Origin of the sequence: Vibrio sp. VGrn 2 (genome assembly GCF_009361695.1) — a bacterium.
GTDB lineage: Bacteria > Pseudomonadota > Gammaproteobacteria > Enterobacterales > Vibrionaceae > Vibrio > Vibrio diabolicus.
In genome coordinates, this window is record NZ_RBWD01000002.1 from 83352 (window position 1) to 98350 (window position 14999).

A 14999-nucleotide genomic window follows, 5' to 3' on the forward strand; every position below is an offset into this window, starting at 1 on the left:
AATACCGGTTTAAACGGAGGTTGGCATGGTAAATCTTATACGACGATATGTAGTAAGCGGTCTTGTTGTCGGCATGTTTGGTTGTTCGTCGTTTGACTACCCAGATCACGGAAAAGGTGGCTTGGCGGAAAACTATCAAGATATTTCAATTGAAAATTATCAGTTTTCCCCAGTCATGCCCGATGAGCCGTTAGGTCCAGAGCATGGATTGAGGTTTGATTGGCAACTCACCAAGCTACACCTAGACGCGTTGATTCAAGAAGGCGCACGCTGGTGCTTTCCTGCAGCAGTAGTGCAAGCGCTTGAGAAGCAAAACAGAATCGCACGTGAGCTAGAAGGCGGACTTCTACTCGATGCATCTAACGATCTGGTGATTCAACGTCGACGTTTAAACCAACTTGAACAGCAACTCGACTATGTATTAAGCCAAACCACTTGTACGCCACCCGATGATATTGAAGCATTGCGTAGCGATTTGAACGTCGTCGCTGAAATTTATGCACTCCTCAATATTGATAATCAATTTGCTGTCGATTCAGCAGAAATTAATCCAAAGTACATGGGACATTTGGCAGAAGCTGCCTACATTTTACGTGACCACCCTAACCTAACTCTTGTGGTGACTGGGCATGCAGATGTCACTGGAGCACCAGATTACAACCAGAAACTCGCTCAAGCGCGTGCAGAACAAGTGAAGCGTTACCTGACTGTATTTGGCATCACTTCAGAACGCGTAACCACCAAATCTGTGGGAGATAGCCTACCGCTTTATGAAGGTGAAACACCTGCCGTGCGTTTAACCAACCGCCGCGTAAGCATCGAGGTTATTAGCCCTAATTCAGATAGCGATACCTCAGTAAATCGCAATCTATCTGCAGGAGGTACGCTATGAACACGATGAAACCATTTATCACCTTAGTTCTTTTGTGCTTGGTCGCTTGGGTACCTACTTCGTCAGCTGATGAAAACAATACTGTTAAGGTCGGCGATTTAATTCAGATTAACCTACCTGGAGAAGCGTCTTTAAACAAAGGGTTTCAAGTTGATCGCCGTGGGCGTATTAACTTACCAGAAGTCGGCCCTGTATTTGTTGCTGGATATAATGAGCAACAACTCCAAGACGTGATTATTGAAACGCTAAAAACCGTGTATCGTGACGTAAACAACGCTCGAGTCTTTATCAAACAACAACAGTTATTAGTGTCAGTCCAAGGCTACGTGGTCAAACCCGGGGAATATACCTTACCTTCAGGTTCCAACATTCAAATGTTTGTATACGAAGCTGGAGGCCTTCGCGCTGGTGCTCAGCTCGATAAAATGATCGTTAAACGCGGCGACAAAAACATCGAGTTTGACTACAAACGTTTCCTTGATACTGGTGATAATAGCCAGCTCCCGAAATTGGAATCGCTGGATGTACTGTTTGTTCCAGCATCTCCACTCGTTGGGAATATTGAGCAAGAATTTGATGCAGCAAAACTCGCGAACTCAGGCGATAGCGCAGACTCCGCTCGTGCCATCAAAGTCTTTGGTGAAGTGAATGCTCCCGGCTCATTCTCTTACAAACCGAACACCACGCTCGTTGATGTCGTGATGAGAGCTGGCGGCGTAACGCGATATGCCAGTGTTGAGCAAATTCGCGTCATCACAAATAACAACCCAACCATGTTTAATCTAAAAAAGTATCTGGATACGGGTGATCAAAGCTTACTACCAGAAATCCTACCGGGTGCCACCATTTTTGTTCCAAAACAGGAAGAAGAAATCAAAGCGGGTGCAAATGTGGTTTATGTCATGGGTGAAGTTGCCCACCCTGGCGCGTATGAAGGAAAGCAAGATGCTAGCTTCATGGATATTCTCGCCAATGCAGGCGGACCTACTCGCTATGCAGAATCTCGCCAAATTCGTGTCATAAAAGCCGATGGTAAGGTCATCAAATTCGACCTAACCGCGCATACCGAGGGGCTGTCTTCGGTTAGACCACCGAATGTCGGACCTGGAGACGCGATTTTCGTGCCTGAGAAAACCGATTTCAACGAGAAGTCATGGCTAAAAGTGGCGCCAAGTCGAGCGGTCGCTGTGATGGGAGAAGTCGTCCGCCCGGGACGTATTGAATGGTCAGACGAAATGGATTTAATTGATCTGCTTGCGCATGTTGGCGGCCCAACACGTAGAGCTGACACCACCAAAATTGAAGTCGCCAATAATGGTCAAATGACACAGTTCGATTTAGATCAATACATTTTAGATGGCTCACCAACATCGAATCTGCCCCGAGTTTCAGCTGGTACGGTAGTAAGAGTCCATGCATTACCTGACGATCCATCAGACAACAAATCGCAATGGGTAAGCCAAAGCTCTGATGCCTCGATATATGTTTTCGGTCAAATCAATGCACCAGGCCGCTATCGCTTTACCGAAGAGATGCACTTTCTGGATATTTTATCTGCCGCCGATGGACCAACAATGGATGCCGATATTCACAATATTCGTGTGACGCACCGTGGCCTAGGCTATGCCAAAGTGAGTAAATTGAATTTGTCGATGTACTTTGAAACGGGCGATGAGTCTATTCTGCCCCACGTTCGTCCCGGCGATACCATTTACATTCCGGAAAAAAACAAAAACTGGTTGGATCGCTCCAAAGAATCCACCGTGCGTGTATTAGGTGAAGTAAGAGACCCTGGGCGCTATGTATTTAATGACAACATGACGGTACTTGACTTGCTGGCCGAAGCAGGAGGCCCGACAAACAATGCGTATCTTGAAAAAATCAGTGTGGTCAACATGTCTTGCTGTCAGGGCCAAGCTCGAACATTTGATTTGGTGAACTTTAGCAAAACCGCCAACATTTATGATTTACCAGTCATCCGTGCAGGCGACACTATTTACATTCCACATAAAGACGAAAGCTTTGCTGAAAAAGCAAGAGCCGGATTAAGAGATATTTTACAAATCACCACAACCATCGTGTTAATAGGAGCGTTGTAATGACTATTCCTGCCACTCACGCTGAGATTGAGCAAATTTATCTTCAGAGTGAACAGAAAGGCCACAAAACAATTTGTGTCGTGGGTTGTAAGTCTGAAGACGGCGTCACTTCCGTGGCTTCATCTCTAGCAGAGCGTCTGGTTTTAGCTGGACACAATACTTTGTATGTGGATCTTAACTTGTTCAAGCCCGCTTATCGCACCATTCACGAGTTTGATGATACAGAAAAAGTTGGCCACCTGATCACAAGAGAAAATACGCATCAAACCTTAGTCGGTCTCCCTGCTCCATCTCTCGCCAGCACTCAATTGGCGTACCGAGACCCGACGATGCTGAAGCGCAATATTGCAGAGTGGTTAACGCAGTACGAGCGCGTCGTGATAGACACATCTCCACTTCTGAGTGTCAACCGAAGCAATATTGCCCCTCAAGTGATTGCGGGCGTATGTGATGCCACCTTATTAGTCGCACATTATGGCTCTACGACGGCAACCCAACTCGAACAAGCCAAAAAACTACTTGATGCTAGCGATGCGAATTTGATTGGTTCCGTGCTGAACATGAAGCATACACCAAGCCTGAAAGATGAGTTGATCCGCCAAGTTTCCAAGCTACGCTTTTTACCCAAAAAGTGGAAAGAAAAGATATCTCAACAAATTAAGAAAAGTGAACTGTTTATGTTATAGGGAGCGCCAATATGACTGCAAATAACACACCGACTATCGAACAAGAATTGGTGGATGAACACATTCTCCAGCAAATGATCAAAGATACGTGCGCCGAAATCATCCCTACGCTGATTGAACACTATATTGAAGAGTCACGAGAGCGCATGGAGAAAATAGAGCAAGCATTAAGCGCGAAAGACCTCCAAACATTAGAGTTCGAAGTTCATACACTCGGCAGCTCTGCCCTTGCTTTAGGTAACAGAACGCTTTCCAGACAAGCAAGAATGATTGAGAAATATTGTGTGGAAGGGAAAACACTAGAAGCATTGGCTCTCTGTGAGTCTCTATCCCAGCTGGCAAATGAATCTTTTGACGCGCTAGAAAAGCGAAAAGATCAAGGATTCGAGTAACAGTTTCAATGATAAATTATCTTATGAATCATCGCACTTATTAAAGTGCGATGCCGATATCATCTAAGACATTTACAATTTAACTTAATCAATTAAAAAGTATGGATTTTTCGCAAATTTCCCACCTTGTGCTAATACTTAGATAACGCTTTTCTCAAATTGAGAATATTCAGCACTAGAGAGCACTAAGCCATATAACTCGCTCATCACGCCAAATAGAAATAATAGTGCTGACAAAAATCATAAAAGTGAAACGAACTACGTTGGGATAGGACTATGAGACCAAGGGTGTTACTGGTAGAAGACTCTACTTCATTAGCCATACTTTATAAGCAGTATGTCAAAGACGAACCTTATGACATTTTTCATGTCGAAACAGGTCGCGAAGCAATTCAATTTATTGAAAGAAGCAAACCTCAGCTCATCATTCTCGATTTGAAACTGCCCGATATGTCTGGTGAAGACGTGTTGGATTGGATCAACCAGAATGACATTCCTACCTCAGTTATTATTGCTACAGCGCACGGCAGCGTAGACTTAGCCGTTAACCTAATTCAAAAAGGTGCGGAAGATTTCTTAGAAAAACCTATTAACGCCGATCGCCTAAAAACTTCTGTTGCATTACACCTCAAACGCGCCAAATTGGAAGATTTAGTAGAAAACATTCAGTCCAAGTTTGATCGCCATAACTATCACGGATTTATCGGTTCAAGTCTCCCAATGCAGGCGGTATATAAAACCATTGATGCCGTTGCTCCAACATCTGCTAGTGTCTTTATTGTGGGTGAAAGCGGCACAGGTAAAGAAGTCTGTGCTGAAGCCGTGCACCGTCAGAGCGATCGTAAAGACAAGCCTTTTATTGCTATTAACTGCGGGGCTATCCCACGAGATTTAATGGAAAGTGAGATCTTTGGCCACGTTAAAGGCGCATTTACCGGAGCCACAACAGACCGAAAAGGTGCTGCGACGCTGGCTCACGGTGGTACGCTTTTTCTCGATGAACTGTGTGAAATGGAACTTGAGATGCAAAAGAAGTTGCTCCGTTTTCTTCAAACAGGAACCTACACACCGCTTGGCGGCACTCGAGAGATGAAGGTGGATGTTCGAATCATTTGTGCCACCAACCGAGATCCATTAACAGAAGTGGAAGAAGGTCGTTTTCGTGAAGATTTGTATTACCGCGTACACGTAATACCTATCGATATGCCCCCCCTACGCGAGCGAGGAAGTGACATTGTCACGCTAGCCAAGCACTTTTTGACCACTTATGCCAAACAGGACAAAAAGAAATTCTCAACAATCGACAGCGAAGCTCAACATATCATCAAGCATTACGAATGGCCGGGTAATGTAAGGCAATTACAAAACATCATACGTAACATTGTGGTGCTTAATAATGACGAAAAAGTCACGGTGAATCACCTACCCGCTCAACTGACTAGAAAGTCTAAAACGGTGAGAACATCCACTCCCGCACATGTAACTCAAGAGCCAGCCCCCCCTCCAACAATAACATCCCAACCTGTGTATGTTGAGGAACAGTTGGCCCCCGCTAGAGAACCGTCAATACCGACACCGGAACCTAACATACAATCCTCAGCGGCTGCCTCGCCGTACTTTAACTCTGATGGAACCATTCGCCCTATGTGGCAAGTGGAACGCGAGGCGATTCAAAACGCAATCGCATACTGTGATGGCAACGTTCTCAATGCCGCCGTAATGCTGGAGCTAAGCCCATCTACGGTTTACCGAAAAAAACAAGCGTGGGAAGCGGATGAAATTAATCTCGAACAATCTTGAGAAACCTGACGTTGGTGAAATTTGGATTTTTCTTGATAGCCGCCTGTTTGGCGGTATCGAAAGTCACGTCATAGAGCTTGCTCGTGGATTAATGACATTTGGGCACAAAGCACGTGTTGTCTTAACGACTGAGTACTCGCCACCAGCACAGATTGTAGAGAAAGCAGAAGAATCCACCATCCCTGTGAGTTACTTGAACCATTTGTCTGGTGAGCCACATAAGGCATTAAAGATCAAACACCTAACAAGCGCGGTCGCCAATCACCAACCATCGGTCATTCACTCCCACGGTTACAAAGCGTCAATCTTAGCGCGCTGTGCCAAGCTACTCACGCGCACATTTCCTCGCTTGATTTCAACTTATCATGCAGGAGAATCATCCTCGGGCAAAATGTGGCTCTATGATTGGCTTGATAGAAGTTCAGGCTACCTCTCTAACCACTGCTTTTCCGTCAGCCCAAGCATTCAGCGCAAAGTCATTTTCCCTTCGGAACTGCTGAATAACTTTGTTTCGATTCCCGATCGTAATCTCAACTATCAAGAAATCGCTTTCGTCGGCCGATTGAGCCAAGAAAAAGGTGCCGACCAATTTATCGAAGTGGCTAAGCTCTGCCCAACATTGCATTTTAGTGTTTACGGTGATGGACCCGAAAGAGAATCACTCGCCCACATTGCCCCTTCAAATGTGATATTTTTCGGTCATCAAACTGAAATGGAGACCGTTTGGAAAAACATTAGCGTACTTGTTATTTCTTCTCGCTATGAAGGCCTGCCTATGGCGGCGCTTGAAGCAATGGCTAGAGGAATAGTAGTGATGAGCCTACGCGTGGGTCGCTTGCCCGATATTATCCAAACTGGCGAAAATGGCTTTATTGTCGATGACGTCCCATCTCTCGCTCAATGCCTTAAACATTGGATGTCTCTTGATGAAGTGCAGCAATCTCACATTCGTCAGAACGCTCGGCAGACCATTATTGATGATTTCTCGGCGCAAAACGTTATTCCTGTATTGCTACGAAAATATCAAATTGAAACGGAGCAATAAGCCATATTGGTTCTCAATATGAGAATATTGCTTACCCCCTTAAGGCCAAGCACAAATATCTAATAATATTCAAACACATAAACTAATGGCATATTTTGGCATCTCTGTTGCAACTCAGCAGTTAACACAAGTTAATGATGAGACAGAGGTGACTTATGACTACTCCAAAACGCATTCTATATGTTCATTATGGTGATAACTGGATTCGCGGCAGTGAAGTGGTACTTCTGGATCTCATCTCAGGGATTGACCGTGATAAGTTTGAGCTATTCGTGTGGTCAAACTGCCAGCCACTAATCGATAAGTGTCAATCGCTCGGAATTGAAGCGGAACATTCTGTTTTCAATCTCGTTGGTGGCTGGAGTGCACCTCGCTGGGATATTAGCGGATGGAATAGCCTTATCAAACAGGGCTCAGCACTGATCGAAAAACACAATATCGACTTGGTACACGTTAATAGCGGTGGTCCTTGTCAATGGATGTCTTTGGCTGCACGCATGAATCACATCCCACTTGTCACTCAACTTCATTGTCACTATACATTGCGAGATCGCTTCTCTCTTGGGCTACACCTCTCCCCAAAATTGATTTGCGTTAGTAAAGATGTCGGCCGTGAAATTATTCAGGACGGTTACCCAGAAGACCAACTTTATGTTGTGCACAACGGTGTATCGCTTCTGGACTCTGATACGCCCATTGATATCAAGGCTCACCTCGGAATACCTCCACAAGCATTTACCTTTCTCTCGGTAGGTTCGTTGATTAAAAGAAAAGGATTCGACCGCCTTATTCGCGCTATGCGCATGCACAATTACCATCACGATAATCCTCATCTTGTTATCGTTGGCGATGGCGAGGAAAGAGAAACATTGCAACAACTTGCTTCGGATCTCGGTATCCAAGACAGAGTCCACTTTGTCGGGGAAAAAAGCAATGCTGGTGCATGGATGTCTGGGAATGCAGACGCTTTTATTAGCGGCGCCTACGAGGAAGCCTTTGGTCTCGTATTAGGGGAAGCGGCTTTAGCCCAATTACCTATCGTGGCTCCTAAAACGGGAGGTATTCCTGAGTTGTTCGAGCATAATCACTCTGCGCTACTGTACCAGAATCGCGGAATGGCAGGCTTATTAAACGCTATCCAACAAGTCATGCAAGATGTAGCTCTAAGAAACAAGCTAGCTGAAAACGCCTATCTTCATGCTAGCCAAAACCTCACGACTGCAGCATCCATAAGCGCCATTGAACGTATTTATGAAGGTGAGCTTGAGAACAACAGTATTACACCAATGCCAATGACTCACTGCATGAAGCCTCTTTCACGCTGGTTGAGCATCAATTGAGGAGGCCAGTCATGAAACGTGTATTAATGTTCGACGCCATCCCAATGCAAGGTGGTTCTAAAATTGCGAATGCAGAGCTCCTCAAACAGTGCGATAAACTGAACGTAATTGGTTATCTGCTGACCACGAATCCAGAGCATTGGGAGTCACTACTTAGCGATACGCCTCGTGTGCAGATTATCAAAATCAAACCATCACCACTGAGCTCCACTCATGGCCTCACTTACTGGTTAATGAACGCGTATTACTTTATCCAACTGATTTTTGCGTGCATGAAACTACCAAAGATAGATAGCTTTTTAGGTCTATCTTGCCCAAGTAACGATATGCCTTTGTACTTACTAAGATTAATCAGCAAAAAGCCTGTGGTACAAATGGTTCATGGTCCAGTTGGTCGTTCAAGATCTTCCGGCTACTGCTTGGTAAAAGCATCCGCAATTTATTACTTGGCAAACACCCGAGAATCGATGCTAGAGGCCTTACAGGTCTACCTCAAAACAGAGAAGCCAGCCACTGAACGCTATTGGTGTGGTTTGAATGCGTCTACGTTTGTTAACGGACTATCGAGAGACCGTTGGCCAAAACAAGCAAATCCGATTTCAAACCGCGTCTTCTGGGCGGCCAGCTTACTAAAATGGAAGAACATCGATCTTTTTCTTGATGCTTTAACACTTGATAAGACAAAAGAGATCAAATCTACCGTGTGTTACATCAAACCAAATGTGGCAGGTGTGGAATATTCAACACCAGACTTCACCACAAAAGGTGTTGAATGGCATGAATGCCCAGATAACCTCGATGACCTACGCTCTCAGTGTGGTGTGTTTGTTTCCACCAGTGTTAACGAACCTTTTGGATTATCCATTTTAGAAGCTCTCGCAGCAGGCATGTGCATCGTCATCCCACATGATGATAGCTACTGGGATCGCGTATTGACGCATGGCCGCAATTGCATCAAGTACACACCAAACAATGTGGCGTCGTTACATAACGCAATTCGCCTTTTGAATGAGTCTCCATGGATGAAAGTGACAATGGGTATCGAAGCACTCAACGTTTCTCAACTTTATACGGCCGAACGTTGTTATCTGCCAATCGCTCAGCACCTTGCAGCAGAATCCGCACCGAATGGCGATTGTAAACTCAAAACACCGCGATACATCAAAGGATATGACCATGTCTAAAGCAATGACCAACATGTCGCTGTTCGCTATCGCGTTAGTGATAAACAAAAGCATCAGCTTAATCATGCTGCCTGTATTGCCCCACTTTCTCTCACCAGAACAAATGGGCAAGCTTGAACTGCTTACCACCTTTGGCGTTGTCACAACCTTATTCGTCAGTTTCGCTTTACATGAAGCGCTGTATCGATTCGTCGGGGTTGAAAAGGATCAAAATACGCGCACAAGCCTTCTAAACCAGCTGTACTCACTTGCTTTATTCATCGCTGGCATCGTGGCTTTATGCCTACTCGCTATCATTATGCTCGCGCCTATTCCTGCACCTTTTACGCGAGTCGAGTTTGCTATTGTTATGTTTGCTATCGTTCTAGAAGGCAGTATCGCAATCGGCACAGCTTGGTTGAGAACACAGGACGACAAAGCAAGAACCCTACTTAACGTCATGGTGACTACCACTGTTTTTCAGGTCATTTTCATCATCACGGCGCTGTCTGTTCACCCACATGTTATTTCTGTTTTATGGGGTGGCTTGTTGGCTGCTATTACTCAGTTTGTCTGGCTGCACATCATTAACCGCTACAGCATGACTCTGCCAAGTATGACAGTGGCGAAACAATACCTAAATTACTGTCTGCCAATGATGATGGCTGGATTGGTTGCGTTTTGTCTCAATGGCGCTGAACGCTGGTTCATCGGCGCGAACGCCTCACTTGCGACCTTAGGGATTTACGCGATAGCCGTAAAATTTGCGGTTGGCATGTGTATTTTAGTTCAGCCATTTGGTATGTGGTGGATGCCACGTCGATTTAATTACCTAGAAGGTCGTAAGAGTACAGAAGCTGTGCGCATCACTCATCTAGGCATGATTTACATTACAGGTTTAAGTGTTGCAGTCGGCACATTAGCAATGGTGATGATCACTTACCTGTTACCAGAAACCTATCATGAGGCGGTACTGTTCAGCTTGTTCTTACTGCCTATCGCTATGCTAAAAGAGTGGAGCGAGCTCATTAATATTTCCATTTTGTACAAGCGTCGTACTCGCTGGTTACTGGGTATTAATGTCGTCTCAGCATGCGTTGCAATTGCTTTGCTGTTTGGCCTATCGTCCCTGGGTATCTATGGAGTTTTCATTGCGCTTTATTACGCTCAACTGTGTAAGCTTGGCCTTACTTATGTGGTAGGCCAACAATGCATGCCGTTGCCTTTTCACCTAAGTCTGATGGTTTTACTGCAGATTATCTCCGGTGTGGCACTGTTCCTGCTTCACTCCTCACAATCAATAGGCATCGCCATCGCAATTTGCATTTTGACATGCACTTTGCTGGCAGGGATAGCCACTCGCTATATGAGTAAAGAGACGCTAAATGCGCTCACTCGATACATGGTGAAATGGCGTGGACAGGTGAAGAGATACTCGTTATGACTGAAAGCAAGGTGAGAAGAAAGCAGTCCATCGCAGCGCTGACGATTACCGTCTGTATCGGCCTGCTTTGGATTGTTATGCCTCACCCTATTTTGATTGTCGCATTATGTTTCGCCCCGCTGGCTTTACTGTTCGTTCTCAACCAAACGTTTTGGCTTGTCACGCTGTTCGTTATTTTTTCATTCTTTCGTATTCATGAAGCGTTTCCCGTTATCTATAACTTTAAGATCCCATTGCTACTATCATTGGGGGCACTGGCCGCACTTGCTTTCCACCTTTTAATAAGTCGCCAGCTTACTGCTTTTTGGCACCCTTCATTAAAATGGCTGTGCATATTTTGGGGGTTGGTGATCATCGGCATCGTCTTTGCATCCAGTCGTGACATTGCCATTACAGTTTTCAAAAGTACCTATTGGAAAATCATCATTATGACATTGGCGATCACCTGGCTTATTACCAAACCGGCTCAGTTAGCACAAATGTCGAAAGCGATAATTTTCGCCGGATTGTTGATTGGTTTAGTCGCATTACAAAACGCAGCGAATGGCATTGATTTAGTCGAAGGGACGCGCGTATCGATTGGACGCTCCATAGGTTCAGTACTCGGCGATCCGAACGACTTGGCGCTGGTATTAATGTTTCCCCTCGCCTTTACCGTTAGTCAGTTAATGGAGAAACGTTCACCTAAGCATCTCCGGCTCTTCGCACTTGTTACCTGTTTGGTGTTGTTTTTTGCGATTATTGAGACACAAAGCCGCGGAGGCTTGTTAGGCTCTCTATCGGTATTTGCGTACTTTGCCTTTAAGCACATCAAAAGCAAAACGTTAGTCTTAGTACTAGGCGCCGTAGCAGCCATCGTACTCTACGCATTTGCTGGTATCTCAGGGCGAGAATCGGGTGGCGCAGCCGAGGATGGTATAGATGCCTCTGCGATGGGACGACTTTACGCGTGGGAGGCCGCATTTAAAATGGCTCTCCACCATCCGTTAACTGGGGTTGGGCTTGATAATTTCTACTTCAATTACTATTTCTATAGCCCTCACTGGGATGGCATCAATCACGCCGTACACAGTACTTGGTTTGGCGTATTAGCAGAAACGGGGTTTGTTGGACTCGCCGTGTTCATTACATTGATTGTGTCATTGATTCGAACCTCTTTGCATTCTATTTCACTACTGACGCCAACATCGGATTACACCCTCTCTGTTGGAGCAAACGCAGTCTTAAGTGGGCTTATCGGGACCATCGTATCAGGTACTTTCCTCACTCAAGGTTTCACTTGGCCAATTTACATTCTGGCAGCATTAACGGTTGTCGTTAGCCGAATCGTTCAAAGTGATTGTCAAAATGAGAAACCCTAATTTCAAATACCAATAGAAAGTCTAATTACCTGTTTTATAACAAATAAATCCTTGGCACGTATTGTGATTACTCTCTGATTAGTAATCAAATAACGAAGACTCAAGGAGAGCCACATGACAGACATCGTAGTATTTGGAGAAGATTTTGGCGGGCTACCCTCCTCCACTCAACACATTGTCAAACGACTAGCAACGAGCCACCGCATCCTTTGGGTTAACTCAATCGGTCTGCGTCAACCTAGGCTGACCGCTAAAGACATGCAACGTGCGTTAAACAAGCTCACTCGTGTGTTTAATAACGCTGGATCGCATAAGCCAACGTTAGAGTCTGAAATAAACCCAAATATTCACACCATTAACCTACTCACTATTCCTGCTCCAAGTTCTGCGCTGGTAAGAAAAGTAGCGGCTAAGATGATGAAATACCAGCTCAATAAACAGTTACACGCTCTTGGTTTTGATAAGCCTATATTTTGGACATCGCTCCCGACGGCCGCAGATGTTTGTGCGGAAATGAATTCACGTGGGCTAATTTACTATTGTGGCGATGACTTTAGCGCTTTAGCTGGTGTTGACCACGACACGGTTGCCAAGCATGAACGTACACTGGTTAACGCGGCTGATGTGATTTTTACAGCAAGTGACAAACTCGCCACTCAATTTCCATCTGGTAAAACCGTCACTTTACCTCACGGTGTCGACTTTAGCCTGTTTTCTGAGCCAGCACCTAAGGCTGAAGATTTACCTAATAATGGTCGCAAAGTGCTGGGCTTTTATGGCAGTTTGTCTGAATGGTTAGACTACGACTTAATTGCCCAAGTCGCAGACCAAGCGCCTGACTGGGATCTCGTGTTCATCGGCCCCAACGAGTTCAGTGATAATCCACTTCCACAAAGAAGCAACATATACTACCTGGGCCCTAGAGCGCATCACACTCTGCCACGTTACTCTCAACACTGGGATGCCAGTTGGTTGCCCTTTGTTGATAACGCTCAAATCAAGGCATGTAATCCGCTTAAACTTCTTGAGTACTTGGCAACAGGAACCCCTGTTATCAGCACACCCTTTCCCGCATTAATGCCCTACAAACATATGCTCCATGTGGTTCAAGATGTCGAAGACGTGCGTGCCAGTCTCGATCACCTCCTACCGCCACCGACAGATTCAAAGTCATTTGTTCAACAGCAAAGCTGGGAAGCAAGAGCCAACCAAGTTGATAAATTAGTGAGGGCGCTATGAACGATTTAAGAGAAAACCTCAGTGTACTGTTACATGGAGCTTGGAGACGTCGCTACATGATCGTTATTCCTATGCTTGTATTGCCTGTGCTGGGTTTCATCGTAAGTAAACTGGTTCCGACGACTTATGTCGCTCATACGAGTATGCTTATCCAAGAGACAGCGAAAATGAACCCATTCCTTCAAGATCTTGCCGTCTCAACCATGCTGAAAGATCGATTGAGCGCACTCAGTACCTTGCTAAAAAGCCGACATGTTTTGTACTCAGTTGCCAAAGAACAAGCGCTGATTAGTGACGAAATGAGTGCCAAAGAGCAAGAGTTCATCATTAAAGATCTCGCGTCGCGTTTGTCTGTTCAGCAGCTTGGTAAGGACTTCATTCAAATCCAACTACGAAGTGGCAAACCGAATGGCATGGAGTCGATGTTACTCTCCGTCAGCGAACATTTTGTCGAACAGCTTTTAGCTCCTGAACGATCTTCAATTAAAGATTCAAGTCACTTTTTAACCATCCATATTAATAAACGCAGAGAAGAGTTGGATAAAGCAGAGCAAGCGTTCGCGGAATACAAGAATACTTACTCTCACGCGACGCCTGAAATGCAAGCACAAAGCCTGACTCGTCTGGCAAGCCTTAAACAAACCTTGGCAGAAAAAGAAGCGGAGCTTGCTGGTGTTACCCGAAGCCTAGGTAGTTTGGACCAACAGCTTTCTAAAACCAACCCGGTTATCGGTAAGCTTGAAGAACAAATCATCGACATTCGTAGTGAGCTCACTTTGCTTCGCGCCAAGTACACTGAGGCGCATAGCATGGTTCAAGGCAAGCTACGAGAGTTAAACCGCTTGGAGCAAGAGCGCTCAGTACTATTAAACTCTAAACAACCGGAATTAAACAGCGCCCAACTTTGGGATATCGCAAGCAATACCACCGTAAACAGTCTTGGAGAAGCTCAGCCTCTTCTGGTCTCTCAGCTTCACCAACTGCAAATTATGCGCGGACGCTTTGAAGCCCTCACAGAAGAAACCAATAGCTTACGAACAATGATTCAAGAGTTAGAAAGTAATGCACATCGATTTGGTAGCACCGCAACAGAAATTAACCGCCTAGCTCGTGATGTCGCGGTAAAAAGAGAAATGTATGATGACCTTGTAGAGCGTTATGAAATGGCTCAATTAACTGGTTCACTTGGCGTATTTGAAGAGAATAAACGCGTGAAAATCATTGATGAACCTTTCACACCAACCATTCCGTCTAACTTACCTAGTTTTGTGTTTGTCATTTTAGGGTTTATCGGTGGCGCGGGTTTGGGCATTGGATTAGCGACGATACTTGAGTTAGCAGATAACTCTATCCGCTCTAAAAGAGCATTAGAAAAGCATCTTGGCGTTCCTGTGATCACCACCCTACCTAAAGTGGTATACGGAAGCTAACAGCCGTTAACACTCCATTACAAGCACTCGTTCAGCGAGTGCTTTTCTTTTTGTGCTTATTCTAACTCCGTGTAAGGTTTCCACTAATATGAATCTCAAATTGAGAAT

Annotated in this window: 12 protein-coding genes; all 12 read left to right on the forward strand. The window is 45.1% G+C overall.

Features of this window, described 5'->3' with window-relative positions:
* Positions 1-25 precede the first annotated feature (25 nt).
* Positions 26-892 (forward strand): OmpA family protein, encoded by an 867-nt coding sequence (locus tag D8S93_RS04320; RefSeq protein WP_152812165.1) that lies wholly within the window; start codon positions 26-28, stop codon positions 890-892.
* On the forward strand, positions 889-2991 hold the full coding sequence (locus D8S93_RS04325; RefSeq protein WP_114322354.1) for an SLBB domain-containing protein: 2103 nt from the start codon (positions 889-891) through the stop codon (positions 2989-2991). The genes D8S93_RS04320 and D8S93_RS04325 overlap by 4 nt, the downstream gene beginning before the upstream one ends.
* The gene (locus D8S93_RS04330) at positions 2991-3677 is read left to right on the forward strand and encodes an AAA family ATPase (RefSeq protein WP_047008761.1); all 687 of its coding nucleotides are present in this window, start codon (positions 2991-2993) and stop codon (positions 3675-3677) included. The genes D8S93_RS04325 and D8S93_RS04330 overlap by 1 nt, the downstream gene beginning before the upstream one ends.
* Before the next feature lie 11 nt (positions 3678-3688).
* On the forward strand, positions 3689-4069 hold the full coding sequence (locus tag D8S93_RS04335) for an Hpt domain-containing protein (protein ID WP_046875251.1): 381 nt from the start codon (positions 3689-3691) through the stop codon (positions 4067-4069).
* A gap of 276 nt (positions 4070-4345) precedes the next feature.
* Positions 4346-5869, forward strand: a complete 1524-nt coding sequence (locus D8S93_RS04340) for a sigma-54-dependent transcriptional regulator (RefSeq protein WP_152812167.1) — start codon at positions 4346-4348, stop codon at positions 5867-5869.
* Positions 5844-6914 carry a glycosyltransferase family 4 protein gene (locus D8S93_RS04345; protein WP_152812170.1) on the forward strand — a complete coding sequence of 357 codons (1071 nt, stop codon included), beginning with the start codon at positions 5844-5846 and terminating at the stop codon, positions 6912-6914. The genes D8S93_RS04340 and D8S93_RS04345 overlap by 26 nt, the downstream gene beginning before the upstream one ends.
* A 155-nt stretch (positions 6915-7069) precedes the next feature.
* Positions 7070-8254, forward strand: a complete 1185-nt coding sequence (locus D8S93_RS04350) for a glycosyltransferase (RefSeq protein ID WP_152812171.1) — start codon at positions 7070-7072, stop codon at positions 8252-8254.
* Between the two features lie 11 nt (positions 8255-8265).
* Positions 8266-9438: a glycosyltransferase family 4 protein gene (locus tag D8S93_RS04355; protein WP_006742943.1), complete on the forward strand. Its 1173-nt coding sequence runs from the start codon at positions 8266-8268 to the stop codon at positions 9436-9438.
* On the forward strand, positions 9431-10861 hold the full coding sequence (locus tag D8S93_RS04360) for a lipopolysaccharide biosynthesis protein (RefSeq protein ID WP_193621573.1): 1431 nt from the start codon (positions 9431-9433) through the stop codon (positions 10859-10861). The genes D8S93_RS04355 and D8S93_RS04360 overlap by 8 nt, the downstream gene beginning before the upstream one ends.
* Positions 10858-12222: an O-antigen ligase family protein gene (locus D8S93_RS04365; RefSeq protein ID WP_193621574.1), complete on the forward strand. Its 1365-nt coding sequence runs from the start codon at positions 10858-10860 to the stop codon at positions 12220-12222. Before D8S93_RS04360 ends, D8S93_RS04365 begins: the two co-directional genes overlap by 4 nt.
* A 114-nt stretch (positions 12223-12336) precedes the next feature.
* A complete protein-coding gene (locus tag D8S93_RS04370; protein ID WP_152812175.1) occupies positions 12337-13461 on the forward strand; it encodes a glycosyltransferase in 1125 nt (374 codons plus the stop codon).
* Positions 13458-14891, forward strand: a complete 1434-nt coding sequence (locus D8S93_RS04375; protein ID WP_006742947.1) for a GumC family protein — start codon at positions 13458-13460, stop codon at positions 14889-14891. Before D8S93_RS04370 ends, D8S93_RS04375 begins: the two co-directional genes overlap by 4 nt.
* Positions 14892-14999: the final 108 nt, after the last annotated feature.

Coding starts and splice junctions, on each gene's coding strand:
- D8S93_RS04320 (WP_152812165.1), top strand. CDS start 26: ATGGTAAATCTTATACGACGATATGTAGTAAGCGGTCTTGTTGTCGGC.
- D8S93_RS04325 (WP_114322354.1), top strand. CDS start 889: ATGAACACGATGAAACCATTTATCACCTTAGTTCTTTTGTGCTTGGTC.
- D8S93_RS04330 (WP_047008761.1), top strand. CDS start 2,991: ATGACTATTCCTGCCACTCACGCTGAGATTGAGCAAATTTATCTTCAG.
- D8S93_RS04335 (WP_046875251.1), top strand. CDS start 3,689: ATGACTGCAAATAACACACCGACTATCGAACAAGAATTGGTGGATGAA.
- D8S93_RS04340 (WP_152812167.1), top strand. CDS start 4,346: ATGAGACCAAGGGTGTTACTGGTAGAAGACTCTACTTCATTAGCCATA.
- D8S93_RS04345 (WP_152812170.1), top strand. CDS start 5,844: ATGAAATTAATCTCGAACAATCTTGAGAAACCTGACGTTGGTGAAATT.
- D8S93_RS04350 (WP_152812171.1), top strand. CDS start 7,070: ATGACTACTCCAAAACGCATTCTATATGTTCATTATGGTGATAACTGG.
- D8S93_RS04355 (WP_006742943.1), top strand. CDS start 8,266: ATGAAACGTGTATTAATGTTCGACGCCATCCCAATGCAAGGTGGTTCT.
- D8S93_RS04360 (WP_193621573.1), top strand. CDS start 9,431: ATGTCTAAAGCAATGACCAACATGTCGCTGTTCGCTATCGCGTTAGTG.
- D8S93_RS04365 (WP_193621574.1), top strand. CDS start 10,858: ATGACTGAAAGCAAGGTGAGAAGAAAGCAGTCCATCGCAGCGCTGACG.
- D8S93_RS04370 (WP_152812175.1), top strand. CDS start 12,337: ATGACAGACATCGTAGTATTTGGAGAAGATTTTGGCGGGCTACCCTCC.
- D8S93_RS04375 (WP_006742947.1), top strand. CDS start 13,458: ATGAACGATTTAAGAGAAAACCTCAGTGTACTGTTACATGGAGCTTGG.